Origin of the sequence: Demequina ureilytica (genome assembly GCF_048553575.1) — a bacterium.
GTDB lineage: Bacteria > Actinomycetota > Actinomycetes > Actinomycetales > Demequinaceae > Demequina.
Genome location: NZ_JBLZIE010000002.1, coordinates 292,032 through 309,388, shown reverse-complemented (window position 1 = coordinate 309,388; position 17,357 = coordinate 292,032). Strand labels below are relative to the sequence as shown.

Here is a 17,357-nt window from a genome sequence, read left to right as displayed (position 1 = left end):
CACCGAGGTGGGGGTTTGCGCCTGAGGAAACCCCCGCATCGGCGCGAGAAAATGGCGCGAGCGCACCGCTACTGAGCGGAGGCCTGCTCCACCGCGTCGCGCAGGCGCTCGTACTCGACCTTGATGCAGCGATCCTGGACCACGTCGAGACCGGCGTCGAGGGCGCGGCCAGCGGCCTCCTCGTGAGAGACGCCCAGCTGCATCCACAGCGCGCCGGCTCCAACCTCGATCGCGTCGTCGGCGACCGGCGGAACGTGCTCGGAGCGGCGGAACACGTCGACGATGTCCGGCACCACCGGCAGCTCCGCGAGAGAGGAGTAGAAGCCGTGGCCACGGATCTCCTGGCCCTCCGCCATCGGGTTCACGAGGTAGACCTCGTAAGGCGTGCGGGTCATGAGCCACGCGGCGATCGAGTAACTGGTGCGGTGGTCGTTCGGGGACGCGCCGACCACCGCGACAGTGCGCGCACGGGACAGCAGGTCCACCAGCGCGTCGTCGTCGGGAGCGGTCGCGGCTGTGGCCGATGGAGTGGGGCAGGCCTCGCCTGTGGGCTTGCCGGGCAGTTCGATGCTCATACTCGGGGAACGTACCTGTGCGCGCAGCATTCCCGAAATCGGGATGGGAATGGCAGGCGCGGACGGCCCGTTACCTGGGTGTCCCACCTAAGCGGAACAGATGTGAAGGAGAGTGCAATGGCCACTGAGCCCACACCCGAGATCGGTATCAACGAATCGGACCTGAAGTCCATCAACGCGGGGCTTGGACAGGCACTGGCCGACACGTTCACGCTTTACCTGAAGACCCAGGGGTACCACTGGAACGTCACGGGTCCCCACTTCCGCTCCCTGCACCTGATGCTCGAGGAGCAGTACAACGCTTTGTTCCTCGCGGCGGACGATCTCGCGGAGCGCATGCGCGCCCTGGGCGTCAAGGCGCCGGGATCGATGGCAGAGATGCTGGAGCTGTCGACCTTGAAGGATCACGAGCCGACGGATGACGCGATGACCATGGTGAAGAACCTGCAGCGCGACCACGAGGCCCTCGCGGCCGCGATCCGGCCCTTGTCGGTGGCCGCGGACGAGGCGGGCGATGGGGCGACCGCGGACCTGTACAACGGCCGCCTGGACTTCCACGAGGAGACCGCCTGGATGCTGCGGTCGTTCGCCTCTTAGCGATCGACAGACCGCGCGGCGTGTCCTGATCAGGCCTGTGGGCCTGGCACAATAAAGCCGTCCCCCCCCGGGACGAGTCCCGACCCCCCTCGGGACTGACGGGCCCTCGCCGCAAGGCGGGGGCCCGTTCTCGTTCCGGCCGGCATTCGTGGCGCACTCGCGCGCGTTATCGCGGCGGTGCCTCCACCGGGCAAGGCCCCGACACGACAACAGGCCCCCCGCCATATGCGAGGGGCCTGCCGTCCGTGGCGCGGCTGAGGGGCACGCCAGGTCTATGTTGTCCGAATCTGAGCCTAGGCTAGCGCCTTCGCACGCCCAGCAACAGCGTCTCGACCAAGAATTCTGTGACGAACATCAGATGTAGTACATGGCCGGCTCGCGCTGTTCGTGGCGAGCTGCGTCCTCTGGCACCGCATCGGGGTCGGGGTGACGATACGAGTCGCCTGCGTCGATCGAGGATGCGGCGGTGCCCGCCTCGCGAGAGTTCGGGTGCTCGCGGATCTTTGCAGGGATGCCCACGGCGGTGGCGCCGTCGGGCACGTCCTTGACCAGCACGGCGTTCGCGCCGATGCGCGCGTCGCTGCCGATGTGCACCGGTCCCAGCACCTTGGCGCCCGCGCCGATCACCACGCGGTCGCCGACCGTGGGGTGGCGCTTGCCCGGGCTCATGGTGGTGCCGCCGAGCGTGACGCCGTGAAAGAGCAGCACGTCGTTGCCGATCACGGCCGTTTCGCCGATGACGACGCCCATGCCGTGGTCGATGAACACGCGCCGCCCCATCGTCGCACCGGGATGGATCTCGATCCCGGTGCGACGACGGGCGTGCTGCGACCACAGCCGCCCGTATGTCCGCAGGCCCCGGTTCCACAGCCAATGGGCGGCACGGTGGTGCCAGATGGCGTGGACCCCTTGATAGGACAGCGCGATGACGATCCACGAGCGCGCAGCAGGGTCGCGTCTCATGGCAGTGCGGATGTCCTCGAGCGCGAGGCTCAGGTATCCAGGGCGGTCAGACATGCGGGGACGTGCCTCTCGTGTTCGGTCAGTCCATCAGGTCGGCGTAGAGCACCGAGGTCAGGTAGCGCTCGCCGAAGGACGGGATGATGGTGACGATGGTCTTGCCTGCGTTCTCGGGCCGCTTGGCGACCTCGATGGCCGCGTGCAGGGCGGCGCCCGACGAGATGCCCACGAGCAGGCCCTCCTTGCGGGCGGCGGCGCGGGCGGTAGCGACGGAGGTCTCAGAGTCGACGTCGATGACCTCGTCGTAGATTTCCGTGTTCAGGATCTCGGGGACGAAGTTGGCACCGATTCCCTGGATCTTGTGGGGACCGGGCTCGCCGCCGTTGAGGATGGGGCTCTCGGCGGGCTCCACCGCGATGATCTGGATGCTGGGCTTGCGGGCCTTCAGGACTTCGCCCACGCCGGTGATGGTGCCGCCGGTGCCGATGCCGGCGACGACGATGTCGACCTCGCCGTCGGTGTCGTTCCAGATCTCCTCCGCGGTGGTGCGGCGGTGAATGTCAGGGTTGGCCTCGTTGGCGAACTGGCGCGCGAGCACCGATCCGGGACGCTCCTCGGCGATCTTGTTGGCGGCCTCGACCGCGCCCTTCATGCCTTCGGGCCCGGGGGTCAGGATGAGTTCGGCACCGAACGCGCGCAGCAGGGCGCGGCGCTCCTTGGACATCGTCTCTGGCATTGCCAGCACGACGTTGTAGCCGCGCGCCGCGCCGACCATCGCGAGCGCGATGCCGGTGTTGCCCGAGGTGGCCTCGATGATGGTCCCGCCCGGCTGCAGCGCGCCGTCCTTCTCTGCGGCGTCGACGATCGCGACGCCCAGGCGGTCCTTGACGGAGCTCGCGGGGTTGTAGAACTCGAGCTTGCCGAGCACGGTCGCGCCCGCGCCTTCTGCGAGAGCGTTGATCTTGACGAGCGGGGTGTTGCCGATGAGGGCGGTGACGTCCTCGTAGATCTTTGCCATGGAGAATCTTCCTTCTCTGGATGGGCCCGGAACGGGCGTGTCTGGTGGGAACAACAGGGGTGTACCGCGATTCGATACCGGGGCGAGCGCTGGCGTGAATCGAGCCCGCTGTCGCGGGCGCGCATCAGCGCTCTAGAGACAGCAGCAGCACATGCAGGCGCTGTGGGTCGCGCACATCAGCGGGGCGTGCGAGAACTGCGCGTGTGCGCGGTGCTCGGAGCTCATCTCGCTGACCTTTCTGTGCGGACTCCAGTCAGGGTAGCGCCGATGCGCGGGCGGGGGCAAGGCGCGACCGCTGCAGCGGGTCGGGCGGCACGGAGCGGGTAGGACTAGTCTGATTGCCATGAGTACCTGCGATGAAGGAGGACATCATGGCCGTCTCGACGGTTCACGCGGAGCGTGACATCAAGGCGGATCCCCGCGTGGTGTGGAGCATCCTCACCGACCTGGATGGGGCGCCTGACGTGCTGTCCGGGGTCGTCGCGGTCGAGCGGCTCGAGGGCGAGGGCTACGAGGTGGGCGTCAAGTGGCGCGAGACCCGACGGATGCTCGGCAAGGAGGCGTCGGAGGAGATGTGGGTCGTGGCGGTCGAGGAGCCCTTCACCACCACGGTCAGCGCCGAATCGGGCGGCACCCGCTACGCGACCGTGTTCGTCTGCGAGCCGATCGAGGGCGGCACGCGACTGAGCGTCGACTTCGGCGGCGAGAGCGTGAACCCCGGCCTCGGCCAGCGGATCGGCTGGGCGCTGTTCGGGAAGATAGGGCTCAAGTCCACCCAGAAGGCGCTCGTCAAGGACCTCGAGGACATCGCGAAGGCTGCCGAGAAACGCCCAACCCCCTAACCCCTGTCCGGCACTCATTGTCGGTTCTGGGAGCTCGCGGCCCGCTGTCCGGCACTCACTGTCGGATCTGACAGGCAGCGGGCGCCCGCATCGGGGAGTTGAAGTGGAGCGGGTGACGGGAATCGAACCCGCACCATCAGTTTGGAAGACTGAGGCTCTACCATTGAGCTACACCCGCGTCGCCGGCCTGTAGGGCGCGAACCCGTCCGCCCGGCGCGTACTAGAGTAGCCGAGCCCGGCCGATGCGGGTACCGCGCACGCTTCAGCGTTGCGCGGACGGGGTGTAGCGCAGCTTGGTAGCGCATCTGCTTTGGGAGCAGAGGGTCGCAGGTTCAAATCCTGTCACCCCGACTGCGGGGGCGAGCGAAGAAGGCTCGCCTTCGTCCGCGAGCGATTGGCGAGCGACCGCGATCGTGCTCCCCGAAGCCGGGACTACCCGGCTGGGGCGATCCAGCGGTCCAGCCAGTCCACGCTGAACTGCACCACCTGGTCCAGCGCGCCTGGCTCCTCGAACAGGTGCGTGGCCCCGCGAACTATTACGAGTTCGTGGTCGGCTCTCAGGTGAGACGCAGCCTGTTCATTGAACTCGATCACCACGTGGTCCTCACCCCCCACGATCAACAGAGTGGGCGAACTGACGGTCGACAGGTCCTGCGTCGCCAGATCGGGCCGGCCGCCACGCGAGACGACGGCCCGCACCCGCGCAGGCCGCATCGCCGCAGCGTCCAGGGCTGCCGCGGCGCCGGTACTCGCACCGAATGCGGCCACGGGCAAACCCGAGGTGTCGCCGAGCTGTGCGAGATGGTCCACCGCGTTCACGAGCCTGGTGCCGAGCAGCGCGATGTCGAAGCGCCACTGCCGGGTGACGAGATCCTCGCGTTCCTCCTTGTCGGTCAGCAGGTCCATGAGCAGGGTTGCGTAGCCGGCCTCCTGGAGGTGCTCGGCCACGCGGCGGTTGCGGGCGCTGTGCCGGCTGCTGCCGGACCCGTGGGCGAACACCACCACTGCACGGGCCGATGCGGGCACCGCCAGGTCGCCGACGACCACGCCGCCGTCGACGGGCAGGGGAATCTCGCGGGACTCACGTGCCATGGGGCCAAGTCGCCATCTCTGCGTCGTCGGGGTCGGGAGCAAGGTTCCTGGTGGCCACGATCGGGGTGAGCGCCTGGGTGCGGTCGATCCAGCAGAACGCGTCGTAGCGGCGCCCGAGCACGGTCTCGACATAGTTGCCCCAGCGCTCGGCCTCGTGGTGATAGACCACGCCGATGGCCCGATGGTCGCGCACCTCGCGCAGCCACGGCGGCAGATCCCTGGGAAACACCAGCAGTGCCGCAGGGTCGTTGATCGCCTCGTGCATGAGCGCCTCCGTGCTCCCGGAGCGTGCCCGGGGAACTGGCATCGTCTCGGTGGGTGCGCCCCACTGCGGCGCGGCCGTGACGGTGCCCTCGTAGGTGCCGAAGCCCACCAGCACCACGTTGCGCTCGCTGTACTTGTTGCGCGCCAACTGCCCCACGTTGACCATGCCCGCGCTCGTCATGTCGGTGAAGCGGGCGTCGCCGATGTGGGTGTTGTGCTCCCACACCACCGTCTTGACGGGCGCGCCTTCAGTGCGCTCGCGGTACAGGCCGATGAGGCGATCCAGCGTGCGGGCCATGTGGCGGTCGCGCAGGTTCCAGGAGGTGGGGCCGCCGCCGACCATCGCGCGGTAGTAGGCCTCCGCCCCCACCGCGACCTCGGCGTTCTGCTCGGCGTTGAACTGCGCCTCGCGACGCACGATCTCGTCGTGGCGCCCCGGGTCCGCTCCAGGTGCCTTCTCGCCGGAGACGGCCGCGCGTTCGGCGTTGCGCGCCGCCATGCCCCGCAGCAGCGCGATCACCTCGTCCTCGCAGTCTCTGGGCACCAGCCTGGTGGCACGGGCGTAGGCCTGCGGGTCCTTGGCGTATGGCTCGAAGCAGTGGAGCGCGGTGTGGACAGCGTCTAAGTGCTCCGGTTCGTGCTCCCGCAGATACGCGAGGGTTGCCTCGAGCGACTCCCACAGGGAATAGACGTCCAGGCCGTAGAAGCCCACGCGCTGCTCCCAGGGCAAGTGCTCGTTGTGCTTCTGAAGCCAGTGCGTGAAGGCCAGCACGTCCTCGTTGGCCCACATCCAGGTGGGCCAACGCTCGAACGCGGCCAGCGCATCGGCCGGGTCCTCGGTGCCCTCCGTGACGGAGCGGTGCACCCGGTAGCAGTCGGGCCAGTCGCCCTCGACGGCCACGAAGTTGAAGCCCTTCTCGCTGATCAGCCGACGGGTCAGTGCCGCGCGCCACTGGTAGAACTCATGGGTGCCGTGGGAGGCCTCGCCAATCAGCACGTGCGGGGTGTCGCCGATGCGGTCAAGCAGGGGATCGAGATCCTCGCCGGAGCGCAACGGCGTGGCGAGTGCGCGGATGTCCTCCACAGTGCTCATGGCTGGGACACCTCGGGGTCGGGGTCGTCGTCCGCATTGGCCCGCAGTGCGGCGACGACCTCGGAGTCGACGACGGGGGAGAAGTCGTCATAGACCTGGCCTACGGCGTAGAAGCCCTCGGGGGTCAGCACGCAGAAGAACTCGTCTACCTCGGCGGTCACAGCCTCGGCAGCGCTGGGCGACGCCACCGGCACCGCCACGACAATCTGAGCCGGCTCCTGGTGCCGCACCGCAGCCACCGCCGCCCGCATGGTCGCCCCCGTCGCGAGGCCATCGTCGACGATGATCACCGTGCGGCCGCGCAAAGGCATGGCCGGCCGGCCCTCGCGGTACTTGGAGTCACGGCGCCGCAGCTCCGCCATCTCCACGGCGTAGACCTCGTCCACCGTCGCCTCGTCGACGCCCGCCTGCTCGATCACCGCCGTGTTGCGCACGACCTCCACCGTGCCGCCGACGCTTGCGATCGCCCCCATCGCGACCTCGGGCTGCTGAGGCAGGCCCAACTTGCGGACCATGAGCACGTCCAGCGGGGCCTCGAGCGCCTGTGCGATGACCACCGCAACCGGCACTCCTCCTCGCGGCAGCGCAAGCACCACCACGTCCTCGCGGTGGGCGTAGAGAGACAGCAGTTGAGAGACCGCGCGACCGGCCTCCGTGCGGTGGGCGAAGCGTCCTTGCTCGAACATGGCCAGTACCTCCTTGGCTCCACTGTCAGGCTAAGCCGGGAAGTGTCTCCACGCATCTGGTGAGAAACGCGTGGTGGGATCCGCCGTAGCGTCAGAGGCCGGCGCGACGGCGTGCGGTCAGCGGCTCATCTTCGACCGCGCCATCCGCGTGGTCTGCACCGCGGTGAGGGGTAGCAGCGCCAGCACGAGAGCAATTCCCCAGGCCTGCCCAGGAATCGCGGCCAGTCCCAGCACGTCGCGCAGCGGCGGCAGCGTCATCGCGAGCACGGTGAGGGAACCGACCAGCGCGAGCGCGGCCCACAGCCACGGGTTCGAGCCCGCGCCGCGGAACCCGGAGCCCGTCTCGGCGCGCGCGTTGAACACGGCGAGCGTCTGCGCGGCGGACATCGCGAGGAACGTCACGGTCTGGGCCTGCGCGTCGTCGAGATCGAGCCACAGGTGCGCCGCGCCGTAGGCGGCGAGGCCGGTGGTCGCGACGAGCAGCCCGTGGAGCGCGATGCGCTTCAGCACGGAACGTGAGATCACGGACTCGCGCGGGTCGCGCGGCGGGTCCTTCATGACCTCGCTGCGGCTGGGCTCCAGTGCAAGCGCGAACGAGGGGATGACGTCGATGACGAGGTTGTTCCACAGGATCATCAGCCCGGCGAGTGGCGCGGGCCACCCGGCGAGCACCGCGACCGTGATGACGGTCACCTCGGACACGTGCCACGAGAACAGGAACTGGCCGAACCGCCGGATGTTCGCGAAGATCCGCCGTCCCTCCTGGACCGCGAGTTCGATGGTCCCGAAGTGGTCGTCGAGGAGCACCACGTCGGCGGCGTCCTTGGCGACGTCGGTGCCCGAGCCCATCGCGACGCCCACGTCGGCCTGGCGAAGCGCAGGGGCGTCGTTGACGCCGTCTCCCGTGACCGCCACCACCTCTCCCTGTCCCTGAAGGAGCTCGATGATGCGGAGCTTGTGCTCAGGGGCGACCCGGGCGAAGACGGCGTCGCTGTCGAGGCGAGTACGCAGCTCGTCGTCGCTCATCGTCGCGAGCTCTGCACCGGTGACGGCGCTCTCGGCACGAAAGCCCAGCTGCTTTCCGATCGCCGACGCGGTGTCGGGCCGGTCGCCCGTGATCATCAGCACGCGTACGCCGGCGGAGTGCATGACCTCAACCGCCTCGTCGACCTGCTCGCGGGGCGGATCCTGCATGGCCACGACGCCGACGGCGTCGAGTCCCTCGAACAGCTCGTCCCCCTCGCCCGCGGCCTCGCCCCGCGCGAACGCGAGGGTGCGCAGCCCGTCCGCCGCCCATTCCTCCGCCGCCCGGATCAGCGCCTGGTCGCGCTCGGGATCGAGGATCACCTCCGGCGCTCCCTTGGCGTGCACGATGCCGTCGATGACGACCGCCATGCGCTTGCTCGCGGAGTCGAAGGGCACCTCGTCGCTGCGGGATGTCGACTCGCGCAGTTCGCGCCAGTCGAGCCCGGCATCGCCGGCTGCCTCGATCAGGGCGACCTCGGTGGGATCGCCCACAGGGTCCCCGTCGGTGTCGATGTCTGCGTCATTGCACAGCGCCGATGCGTGCCACAGGTGGTCTTCTTCGGCACCTTCCGCGAGGCGCGTCTGTACGACGGTCATCTCGTTGCGGGTGAGGGTGCCGGTCTTGTCGGAGCACACCACGGTGGTGGAGCCGAGAGTCTCGACGGCGGGCAGCCGGCGCACGAGCGCGTTGCCCTGGGCCATGCGCCGCATGCCTACGGCCATGGTGAGGGTCACAACGGCGGGGAGCCCCTCGGGGACTACGGCGATGGCGAGTGCCACGGCGATTTCGACCAACTCTGTGACGTCGTTGCCTCGCCACCAGCCCAGGAGGAACAAGACGGCAGCGCCTACCACGACGCCGATGGAGAGCTGGCCCGAGAGCTTGTTGAGGCCCGCCTGGAGAGGTGCCTGCGTCTCGTCTGCGGAGGACGCAAGGTCGGCGATGCGACCCATCTCCGTGCCTTGTCCGGTGGCGACGACCACGCCGCGGCCGCGTCCCGCGAGGACGGTCGTGCCCATGTAGGCCATGGAGGCGCGCTCCGCGAGAGGAGCCTCCGGGTCGACGGGCTCGGTCTGCTTGTCCACCGCCGCCGACTCGCCGGTGAGCCCGGCCTCCTCGATCTGCAGGCCTTCCGCATCGATGATGCGAATGTCCGCGGGGACCTGCTCGCCCGACTCGATGCCGACGATGTCGCCAGGCACCAGCTCGGCGGCGTCGATCTCCTCGCGCCTGTTGTCGCGCTCCACCTCTGCGACGGTGCGCAACAGGTCCTTGAGCGCCGCCATCGACTTCGCGGCCTTGAACTCGGTGCCGAACCCCACCGCGACGTTGACGATCAACGCGACCATGATGGCGATGGCCTCGACGATCTCGCCGAAGATCAGTCCCACGACTGCGGCGCCGAGCAGCAGCACGATGACGGCGTTCGCTATCTGCCTCCACAGCAGCACCCACCACGGCGTGCCGCCATCGTCGGCTATCTCGTTGCGGCCCGCGCGCTCGCGGCGTCGCGACACCTCTTCGGTCGTGAGGCCGGCGTCGGCGTCGACATCGAGGGCCTCAAGGACATCGTCGACGCTCGTCGCGTGGGCGGCCTCAAGATCGAGATCGTCGGAGGCTGCTCGCTGGGTGTCGTCCACGGGTTCGCTCCCGTCGCTGCTTGAGGAAGAGGACTCACCGTTCACGCTACTCCGAAAGGCCAGCGGGCGACCGGGACTGGGTTCCCACCGTCGTGCAGTCGCGGTGCGGCGCACGGGCGGTGAAATGGACGCCCGTCGCCCGCGCCGCTCGGGCCTAGTGGCGCGGGCCTAGTGGATCGCCTCGGTCGCGGCGCGCTGGATCGCGAGTCCCGCGCTGTACTGGTCGAGCCACGCCTCGTAGCCGGCGACGTCGGCCGGCTCGGGCTGCGCGACATCCTGAGCGGCGCCGGCGAACACGTGCTGCGCGAGGTAGTCGCCCAAGGGCTCGTTGGCGCCCGTGCGCCGGTACTCCGCGAGCACCGCGATGCCCCACGCGCCGCCCTCGCTGGCTGTCTCGCCCACGGTGACGGGCGCGTCGATCGCCGCTGCGAGCAACCGCTGCGCGACCCCCGCGGTCTTGAACATGCCGCCGTGCGCGAACATCGAGTCCAGCTGCACGCCCTCGCGGTGCAGCACCCTCATCCCGAGGCTGAGTGTGCCGAACGCCGCGTACACCTGCGTGCGCATGAAGTTCGCCAGCGTCAGCCGGCTGTCGGGAGTGCGCACGAACAGCGGCCGTCCCTCGTCGAGTCCCGTGATCGGCTCGCCGGACAGGTAGTTGTAGGCGAGCAGTCCGCCGCCGTCGGCGTCGCCCTGGAGCGCCGCCGAGAATAACGCCTCGAACACGGCATCGGGGCCGCGGTCCACGCCCATGGCGCTCGCGAACTCCGTGAACATCGCGGCCCACGCGCCCAACTCGCTGGCGCCGTTGTTGCAGTGCACCATCGCGACCAGATCGCCCGCGGGCGTGGTGACGATGTCGAGTTCCTCGTGCACGGAGTCGAGCGGCTTCTCGAGCACGATCATCGCGAAGATCGACGTGCCCGCGGAGATGTTGCCGGTGCGCGGCGCGACGGCGTTCGTCGCGACCATGCCCGTGCCGGCGTCTCCCTCGGGCGGGCACACGGGTGCTCCGGCCGCCAGGGTTCCCGTCGGGTCGAGCAGGGCCGCGCCCTCGGTCGTGAGCGCGCCGGCGTCCTGCCCCGCGGACAGGACCTGGGGGAGCAGGGCTGCCACGTCGAGTCCGTCCCGGCGCTCGGCGACCATCGCCTGGAATCCCTCGAGCATCGTCGCGTCGTAGGTGCCGGTGGCGGGGTCGATCGGGAACACGCCAGACGCGTCGCCCACGCCCAGCACCTTCTGGCCGGTCAGGCGCCAGTGCACGTAGCCCGCGAGCGTGGTGATGAAGCCGAGCTTCTCGACGTGCGGCTCCTCGTCGACGATGGCCTGGTACAGGTGCGACGCGGACCACCGCAGCGGGAAGGCGAAGCCCAACTTCTCGGTGAGCTCCGAGGCCGCGACGCCGGTGTTGGTGTTACGCCAGGTGCGGAAGGGGACCAACAGCTCGCCGGCCTCGTCGAACGCGAGGTAGCCGTGCATCATCGCCGAGACGCCTACCGCTCCCACGGAGGTCAGCTCGGTGCCGTACGACGCCTTGACCGCAGCCATGAGCTCGGCGACGGCCGCGCCCAGACCGGACCAGATCTCCTCGTCCGGATAGGTCCACAGGCGGTCGACGAACTGGTTCTCCCACTCGTGGCTGCCCGTGGCGAGCACCTCGTGCCCGGGACCGATCAAGCACGCCTTGATGCGCGTCGAGCCCAGCTCGATCCCCAGCGACGTGTGCCCGTCGCTGATCGCCGTGGTCGCGTTCTCGGACTTCTCGGTCATCGGATTCTCACTCCTCGGTGCGCCGCCTGCCTCTGTGCAGGCGTCTGATGTGAACGTCTGTCAATACTGTAGGGCCCTCAGGCCTCCACGCACGTGCGCGCACGCGGAGCGCGAGCCCACCGCCGCATCGGCCGCATGGCATGGAAAGAAGCTTCATCGCTGACAGCGAACCCGTTTGGGCTCGGGCACGCACGATGACTAGACTCGTTGGGTTGCCGAACTGCAGCATGCCCGCATTCGGCGAGGCCATCACCCCCATTCACAGGAGCACATTCGTGACTAGCGCCATCGAGAAGATCGACGCCACGACCGTCAAGCTGACGGTCAACCTGACCGAAGAGGACATCAAGCCCTCGCTCGACCACGCCTACCAGCACATCGGTGAGCAGGTGCAGATCCCCGGCTTCCGCAAGGGCAAGGTGCCGCCGAAGATCCTCGAGCAGCGCGTGGGCAAGGGTGCCGTCATCGAGCACGCCGTCAACGACGGGCTCCCGGCCTGGTACTCGGCTGCGGTCGAGGAGCAGGGCATTCGCCCGTTCGGCCAGCCCGAGGTCGAGGTCACCAAGGTTCCCGGAGCCGAGGACGGCGACAACAGCCTGGAGTTCACGGCCACCGTCGAGATCCGCCCCGAGGTCGACCTGCCCAAGTCGGAGGACCTCACGCTTGAGGTCTCGCCCGTCGAGGTCTCCGACGAGGACGTGCAGGAGCGCCTGGACCAGTTGCGCGAGCGCTTCGGCTCGCTCAAGACCGTCGACCGTCCCGTCGCGGACAACGACTTCGTGACCATCGACATGGCCGCCAAGCTGGACGGTGCCGACGTGGACAACGTCCAGGGCACCTCCTACCAGGTGGGTTCGGGCAACATGCTCGAGGGCCTGGACGATGCCCTGATCGGCCTGTCGGCCGACGAGGAGACCACGTTCGAGGCGCCGCTCGCTGCCGGCGAGGCCGCTGGCCAGAACGCGCAGATCACCGTCAAGGTGACGGCCGTCAAGGAGCGCGAGCTCCCCGAGGTGGACGACGACTTTGCTCAGCTCGCCTCCGAGTTCGACACGGTCGACGAGCTGAAGGACGACCTGCGCGAGCAGGCCGCCCGGATCAAGGCCAACAACCAGGCCGTCGAGGCCCGCGAGAAGCTCATCGACGCCCTCAAGGACGCCACCGACTTCGAGCTCCCCAAGAAGGTCATCGAGGCGGAGGTCCACTCGCACCTCGAGAACGAGAACCGCCTCGAGGACGACGAGCACCGCGCCGAGGTCACCGAGGAGGCGCACAACGCGCTGCGTGCGCAGATCCTCCTCGACACCCTCGCCGACAACCTCGAGATCGAGGTCGAGCAGAACGAGCTCCTCGACTACCTGATGAACGCGTCGCGTCAGTACAACATGGACCCGAACGAGTTCATCCAGCAGGTCGAGAAGTCCGGCCAGATCCCCGCGATCGTCGCCGAGGTCGCGCGCTCCAAGGCCACCGCCTTCGCGCTGCGCCGCGCCACCATCAAGGACACCGACGGCAACGCCGTCGACCTGTCCGCGGTGATCGGCTCGGTCGAGGACGAGAAGAAGACAGACGACATCGACGAGGACGCAGTCGCAGCAGCGGTGCAGGACGCCGCGGGCGACGACAAGTAGCGCTTCACCGAAAGCAAAGAGCCCGGGCGACCACTGGTCGCCCGGGCTCTTTGCTGTGTCGCGGTGGTCGCGGTGGTCGCGGTGCGTGCGGCCGATGCGCGGGCCGGGTTTGGCTGCGCCGTCCGCTTAGGCGGCGAAGGCCTCGATCTCGAAGGAGGTGCCGCCGTCAGTGCACCAGTTCGCCGGGTTGTCGCCGCCGCACTCGGATGCGACCCAGCCGAAGAACGCGAACATGGCGATGATCGCGACGACGCCGAGCGCCACCACGATGTAGCTGATGATCAGGCCTGCGAGGCCGAGGCCGCCATTGTCCGCCTGCCCCTTCTTCTCGGCGCTGCGGCCCATGTGGCCCAGGATGATGCCGCCGATCGCGGTGAACCACGTGAACAGACCCACGAGGCCCAGCACGAGCGAGGTGACGTTCATCCAGTTCTTCTCGGTGCCCGGGCGGGGGCCGGTGGGAACTCCGTAGGGCTGCTGGTACTGGGGCTGCGCGTACTGGGGCTGGCCGTTCTGCGGTGGCTGCTGCTGAGGTGCGTAGCCGGGCTGCGCGTACTGCGGTTGCTCCGGCTGCGGGGGCGGTGGGGCGTCGCCCCACGCCTCGGGCTGCTGCGGCTGCTGTCCCTGACCGTCCTCGGGGCGACGGGCGAAAGGATCGTCGGGGGTGGTGCTCATGGGTGCTCCCTGTCGTGGTAGATCGTGCTCTTCCGAGCCTAGCCCTGAGGCCTCGGGCGGGACATCGTCCGCGTGCCCGATGCTGCCCCGGAGACTTCCTCAGGGAGGCCGTCAGTCGAACTCGGCGAGGGTGCCTGCCCAGCCTGCGGCGAGCCGCAGCGTGATGGCGAGTGCAGCGGTGCCAGCCACGACGCCGACCACTGGAAGCAGCAGGCTCGCCACGCCTGCGCCGGCGGCGAAGATGTTGAGGACGGAGCGGTCACGGCGCTCGTCTGCATGGGTGCTCACGGCCACCGTCTTCTGAGGTGAGGCTCCGAGCCTAGCCAGGCGGGCGCATCGGACGTTCACCCCGTAGCGAAAACCAGGGTGAACTGGCATGGATCGCCACGAGCCCCCGTTAGGTTTGACGCAAGACTTCATGGACGAGAGGACGAACGTGAGCGACACGATCACGGCCCGCAGCGAGGCCGGAGGGATGGGTCTGAATGACTCGATCTTCAACCGGCTGCTGCGCGAGCGCATCATCTGGCTAGGCGACGAGGTTCGCGACGACAACGCGAACGTCATCTGCGCGCAGCTCATGCTGCTCGCCGCGGAGGACCCAGAGAAGGACATCTACCTGTACATCAACAGCCCCGGCGGATCGATCACCGCCGGCATGGCGATCTACGACACGATGAAGTACATCAAGCCCGACGTCGCCACCGTGGCGATGGGCATGGCGGCATCGATGGGGCAGTTCCTGCTCTCGTCGGGCGCCAAGGGCAAGCGGTTCGCGACCCCGCACACACGAGTGCTCATGCACCAGCCCTCGGGCGGCATCTACGGCACGACCACCGACGTCCGGATCGGCGCCGAGCTCATCATGCACATGAAGAAGGTGCTGTCCGAGCTCACGGCCGAGCAGACCGGCAAGTCGGTCGAGCAGATCACCAAGGACGCGGACCGCGACCGCTGGTTCACGGCCGAGGAGGCGCTCGAGTACGGCTTCATCGACAGGGTCATCATGCACGCCGCCGATACGGGCGACGAGTCGCAGGGAGGCAAGGCGTGAGCGACATCACTCAGGCAATTCAGGCCGCAGGCCGCACCGGCGGCTTCGGAGGCACCGCTCCGGCGGGCCCCGATTCGCGCTACATCCTGCCCAGCTTCGAGGAGCGCACGGCCTACGGCTTCAAGCGTCAGGACCCGTACGCGAAGCTGTTCGAGGACCGCATCATCTTCCTCGGCGTGCAGATCGACGACGCCTCGGCGGACGACGTGATGGCGCAGCTGCTCGTGCTCGAGTCCCAGGACCCGGACCGCGACATCACGCTGTACATCAACTCGCCCGGAGGCTCGCAGACCGCGCTCACCGCGATCTACGACACCATGCAGTACATCAAGCCGCAGGTGCAGACGGTGTGCCTGGGTCAGGCCGCCTCTGCAGCGGCCGTGCTGCTCGCGGCGGGCTCGCCCGGCAAGCGCCTGGCACTGCCCAACGCTCGCGTGATGATCCACCAGCCGCGCATCGAGGGCGGCGCGCGGGCGCAGGCCTCGGACATCGAGATCTACGCCGAAGAGATGGTGCGGATGCGCGAGTGGCTCGAGTACACGCTCGCCAAGCACACCGGGCAGTCCGAGGAGAAGGTGCGCGACGACATCGAACGCGACCGGTTCCTGTCCGCACAGGACGCCAAGGACTACGGCCTCGTGGACCAGGTGCTGCTGTCCCGCAAGGGCGTCGACACGGTGGCCCCACAGGACCGCTCCTCGGCGCCGATGCTCGGCAACGCCCAGAGTGACGGCCCCAAGGGCGGCGGCTCCGAAGGTCCCGATACTCAGCCCGAGGGCCCGAAGTAACGGAACTCTGCACCGCACGAACGGCCGCCCCCGAGTCATCAGGGGCGGCCGTTCGTGCGTGTCCCCGCCCATCCGACCGCCGTTCTGGTGCGAACCAACGGTGAGGCGAACAGGAGACCCAGCGACCGCATCGGCCGTAGGCGAACGCGCGAGGCGGCGAGTCGGCCAGCACGTGTCGGACAGCGTGGGTAGCCTGGTCGCAGATGGCCACGGCCAGAAGGAGGCCTTGATGACTCGACCGGCAGACAGCGGCGACCTGCTGAAGTGCTCGTTCTGTGGAAAGACGCAGAAGCAGGTGCGCAAGCTCATCGCGGGCGGCGGGGTGTACATCTGCGACGAGTGCATCGAGCTGTGCAACGAGATCATCGAGGAAGAGTTCGCCGAGGCCGCTCAGACCGAGTTCACGGAGCTGCCCAAGCCGCGCGAGATCTTCGACTTCCTGGAGCAGTACATCGTGGGACAGGAGTCCGCCAAGCGGGCGCTGTCCGTCGCGGTGTACAACCACTACAAGCGGGTGCGCGCGGGCGAGGGGACCTCGACCGTCGCCGAGGACGGCATCGAGATCGCCAAGTCCAACGTGCTGTTCATCGGGCCCACGGGAACCGGTAAGACGTACCTGGCGCAGACCCTCGCGCGCATGCTCAACGTGCCGTTCGCGATCGCCGATGCCACCGCGCTGACGGAGGCCGGCTACGTGGGCGAGGACGTGGAGAACATCCTGCTCAAGCTGCTGCAGGCCGCCGACTACGACGTCGAGAAGGCTCAGCGCGGCATCATCTACATCGACGAGATCGACAAGGTCGCGCGCAAGGCGGAGAACCCGTCGATCACGCGAGACGTGTCCGGCGAGGGCGTGCAGCAGGCGCTGCTGAAGATCCTCGAGGGCGCGCAGGCATCCGTGCCGCCGCAGGGGGGCCGCAAGCACCCCCATCAGGAGTTCATCCAGATCGACACCACGAACGTCCTGTTCATCCTAGGCGGGGCGTTCGCGGGGCTCGAGGAGATCATCTCTTCGCGGGTGGGACGCAAGGGCATCGGCTTTGGCGCCCAGCTCAAGGAGGCGGACAACTCTGATCTCTTCTCGCACGTCACGCCGGCGGATCTGCACAAGTTCGGCCTGATCCCCGAGTTCATCGGGCGCATGCCCGTGATCGCGACAGTGTCGCCGCTGAACGTCGACGCGATGGTGTCGATCCTCACCGAGCCCAAGAACGCGCTGGTGAAGCAGTATCAGCGCATGTTCGAGCTCGACGGCGTGGAGCTGGAGTTCGACCAGCCCGCCATCGAGGCGATCGCGGCGCAGGCGCTCGAGCGCGGCACTGGTGCGCGTGGACTCCGGGCGATCATGGAGGAGGTCCTCCAGGGCGCGATGTTCGAGGTGCCGGGCCGCGACGATGTCGCCCGTGTGGTGGTGACTCGCGACGTCGTGATGGACCGCATCACGCCGGCCTACATCGAGCGCGAGGCGGACCGAGAAGAAGGCGCCGCCTAAAACCCCTGTCCGGCACTCATTGTCGCTTCTGGACGCTATCGACCTCCTGTCCGGCGCTCTTTGACGGTTGTGGGGCAGTTTGATGTCATGTGTCCACATGCGGTCTGCTCCGCCGTGCCTCCACAGTTGAACGGCCGCGCTCAGCTCGCGTCC

At 68.5% G+C, this 17,357-nt stretch carries 16 protein-coding genes and 2 tRNA genes; 7 read left to right on the top strand and 11 right to left on the bottom strand.

From position 1 onward, the window contains the following. Positions 1-68: 68 nt before the first annotated feature. A complete protein-coding gene (locus ACNI3K_RS08220; RefSeq protein WP_419391396.1) occupies positions 69-575 on the bottom strand; it encodes a CoA-binding protein in 507 nt (168 codons plus the stop codon). A gap of 117 nt (positions 576-692) precedes the next feature. Between ACNI3K_RS08220 and ACNI3K_RS08215 the strand changes: the two genes are divergently transcribed. Beyond that, positions 693-1,172 carry a Dps family protein gene (locus ACNI3K_RS08215; protein ID WP_419391395.1) on the top strand — a complete coding sequence of 160 codons (480 nt, stop codon included), beginning with the start codon at positions 693-695 and terminating at the stop codon, positions 1,170-1,172. Positions 1,173-1,526: 354 nt separating this feature from the next. On the opposite strand, the gene cysE is transcribed toward ACNI3K_RS08215, so the two are convergent. Then, on the bottom strand, positions 1,527-2,189 hold the full coding sequence (gene cysE / locus ACNI3K_RS08210) for a serine O-acetyltransferase (protein ID WP_419391394.1): 663 nt from the start codon (positions 2,187-2,189) through the stop codon (positions 1,527-1,529). 25 nt (positions 2,190-2,214) lie between these two features. Beyond that, positions 2,215-3,150 carry a cysteine synthase A gene (gene cysK, locus ACNI3K_RS08205; protein ID WP_419391393.1) on the bottom strand — a complete coding sequence of 312 codons (936 nt, stop codon included), beginning with the start codon at positions 3,148-3,150 and terminating at the stop codon, positions 2,215-2,217. 371 nt (positions 3,151-3,521) lie between these two features. Between cysK and ACNI3K_RS08200 the strand changes: the two genes are divergently transcribed. Beyond that, on the top strand, positions 3,522-3,992 hold the full coding sequence (locus tag ACNI3K_RS08200) for an SRPBCC family protein (RefSeq protein WP_419391392.1): 471 nt from the start codon (positions 3,522-3,524) through the stop codon (positions 3,990-3,992). Positions 3,993-4,096: 104 nt separating this feature from the next. Here the strand turns inward: ACNI3K_RS08200 and ACNI3K_RS08195 are convergent. Further along, a tRNA-Gly gene (locus tag ACNI3K_RS08195) sits at positions 4,097-4,170 on the bottom strand. Between the two features lie 99 nt (positions 4,171-4,269). On the opposite strand from ACNI3K_RS08195, the gene ACNI3K_RS08190 reads away from it, so the two are divergent. After that, positions 4,270-4,343: transfer RNA gene (locus tag ACNI3K_RS08190), tRNA-Pro, on the top strand. 81 nt (positions 4,344-4,424) lie between these two features. Here the strand turns inward: ACNI3K_RS08190 and ACNI3K_RS08185 are convergent. The 5 genes from ACNI3K_RS08185 to ACNI3K_RS08165 form a co-directional block, all read right to left on the bottom strand. Continuing rightward, entirely contained in the window at positions 4,425-5,084 is a 660-nt protein-coding gene (locus ACNI3K_RS08185; RefSeq protein ID WP_419391391.1) for a dienelactone hydrolase family protein, read from the bottom strand. Then, positions 5,074-6,441: an erythromycin esterase family protein gene (locus ACNI3K_RS08180; RefSeq protein WP_419391390.1), complete on the bottom strand. Its 1,368-nt coding sequence runs from the start codon at positions 6,439-6,441 to the stop codon at positions 5,074-5,076. Before ACNI3K_RS08180 ends, ACNI3K_RS08185 begins: the two co-directional genes overlap by 11 nt. Further along, the gene (locus ACNI3K_RS08175; protein WP_419391389.1) at positions 6,438-7,127 is read right to left on the bottom strand and encodes a phosphoribosyltransferase; all 690 of its coding nucleotides are present in this window, start codon (positions 7,125-7,127) and stop codon (positions 6,438-6,440) included. The genes ACNI3K_RS08180 and ACNI3K_RS08175 overlap by 4 nt, the downstream gene beginning before the upstream one ends. A gap of 117 nt (positions 7,128-7,244) precedes the next feature. Then, a complete protein-coding gene (locus ACNI3K_RS08170) occupies positions 7,245-9,794 on the bottom strand; it encodes a cation-translocating P-type ATPase (protein ID WP_419391388.1) in 2,550 nt (849 codons plus the stop codon). 168 nt (positions 9,795-9,962) lie between these two features. Next, a complete protein-coding gene (locus tag ACNI3K_RS08165; protein WP_419391387.1) occupies positions 9,963-11,564 on the bottom strand; it encodes a xylulokinase in 1,602 nt (533 codons plus the stop codon). Between the two features lie 275 nt (positions 11,565-11,839). Between ACNI3K_RS08165 and tig the strand changes: the two genes are divergently transcribed. Next, complete coding sequence (gene tig / locus ACNI3K_RS08160) at positions 11,840-13,195, top strand: trigger factor (protein WP_419391386.1); 1,356 nt, start codon at positions 11,840-11,842, stop codon at positions 13,193-13,195. 126 nt (positions 13,196-13,321) lie between these two features. Here the strand turns inward: tig and ACNI3K_RS08155 are convergent, their stop codons facing one another. Further along, positions 13,322-13,870 carry a DUF4190 domain-containing protein gene (locus tag ACNI3K_RS08155; protein WP_419391385.1) on the bottom strand — a complete coding sequence of 183 codons (549 nt, stop codon included), beginning with the start codon at positions 13,868-13,870 and terminating at the stop codon, positions 13,322-13,324. 111 nt (positions 13,871-13,981) lie between these two features. Then, complete coding sequence (locus ACNI3K_RS08150) at positions 13,982-14,158, bottom strand: hypothetical protein (RefSeq protein ID WP_419391384.1); 177 nt, start codon at positions 14,156-14,158, stop codon at positions 13,982-13,984. Between the two features lie 130 nt (positions 14,159-14,288). On the opposite strand from ACNI3K_RS08150, the gene ACNI3K_RS08145 reads away from it, so the two are divergent. The 3 genes from ACNI3K_RS08145 (at position 14,289) to clpX (ending at position 17,204) form a co-directional block, all read left to right on the top strand. Beyond that, positions 14,289-14,924 (top strand): ATP-dependent Clp protease proteolytic subunit, encoded by a 636-nt coding sequence (locus tag ACNI3K_RS08145; RefSeq protein ID WP_419391383.1) that lies wholly within the window; start codon positions 14,289-14,291, stop codon positions 14,922-14,924. Next, entirely contained in the window at positions 14,921-15,712 is a 792-nt protein-coding gene (locus tag ACNI3K_RS08140) for an ATP-dependent Clp protease proteolytic subunit (protein WP_419391382.1), read from the top strand. The genes ACNI3K_RS08145 and ACNI3K_RS08140 overlap by 4 nt, the downstream gene beginning before the upstream one ends. 229 nt (positions 15,713-15,941) lie before the next feature. After that, positions 15,942-17,204, top strand: a complete 1,263-nt coding sequence (gene clpX / locus ACNI3K_RS08135) for an ATP-dependent Clp protease ATP-binding subunit ClpX (RefSeq protein WP_419391381.1) — start codon at positions 15,942-15,944, stop codon at positions 17,202-17,204. The last annotated feature ends 153 nt before the right edge of the window (positions 17,205-17,357 follow it).